The sequence below is a fragment of the Vibrio sp. 970 genome, assembly GCF_033339075.1.
The window spans coordinates 1-739 of record NZ_JAWOTW010000262.1 but is presented as its reverse complement, the minus strand read 5'-3'; the positions used below and the strand labels follow the sequence as shown (position 1 = coordinate 739).

Below are 739 nucleotides of genomic sequence, written 5' to 3'. Positions count from 1 at the left end.
CCATTGGCGAACTAGCGAAGCAGTGTGGCATGTCCAAAAGTGGTCTGTTTGCTCACTTTAATTCCAAGTTGAATTTGCAGCTTTCCGTGCTTGAGTACGCAAACCAAGTGTTTGCTGAAAGAGTGATTGAACCTGCACGTGGGCTTGGTGATGGCAATATTGAGCGGAAAATCCGAGGGTTGTTGGATTCTTGGATGACGTGGAACCATTCATTTCAAGGCAGCTGTATGTTCCTTGATGCGTGGAATGATGCCGCAGACAAAAATTGTCCGTTACAAGCGGCATTACGTAAAGCGATTGATACTTGGTTAAGTTATCTAGAAATTCAAATTGCGAAAGGCAAAGAAAACCAAGAGTTTATAAGCGACTTAGATACTCGTCAGGCGACGTTCGATTTATACGGGCAGTACCTGAGCGCGCATGTTTTCTATTCGATCAAAGGTGAGGAAGAGAGCTTACGCCTATTTTGGCAAGGCATCGACAACTTGCTTGCTCGATGGAGAGGTTAACACCGTCTACGGGTAACGAAGATTCATTTTAAAGAGCGACAGAGTTCGCTCTTTCTTATCAGCGTAAAAAGCACGACCGTTCTATTTTTGCTAAGTGTGCTGATAACTAAGGAAAAGATCATGAGTGAGAAAATCTATTTTAATACCTCGCAGCGTTTTAGTGTGAAGCGCAGTCTCGTCAACATCAGTACCCGCTTGCACCACACATTAGCCCCATCGCATGCGAAGAA

1 protein-coding gene and 1 pseudogene are annotated in these 739 nt (G+C 44.4%); both read left to right on the top strand.

Annotation, left to right across the window (positions count from 1 at the left end):
- The coding region (locus tag R7Q11_RS26065) for a TetR/AcrR family transcriptional regulator (protein ID WP_225466987.1) at positions 1-509 on the top strand (509 nt) is incomplete at its 5' end.
- A 102-nt stretch (positions 510-611) separates the two neighbouring features.
- Positions 612-739: pseudogene (locus R7Q11_RS26060) on the top strand (alpha/beta hydrolase); the annotation flags it as partial.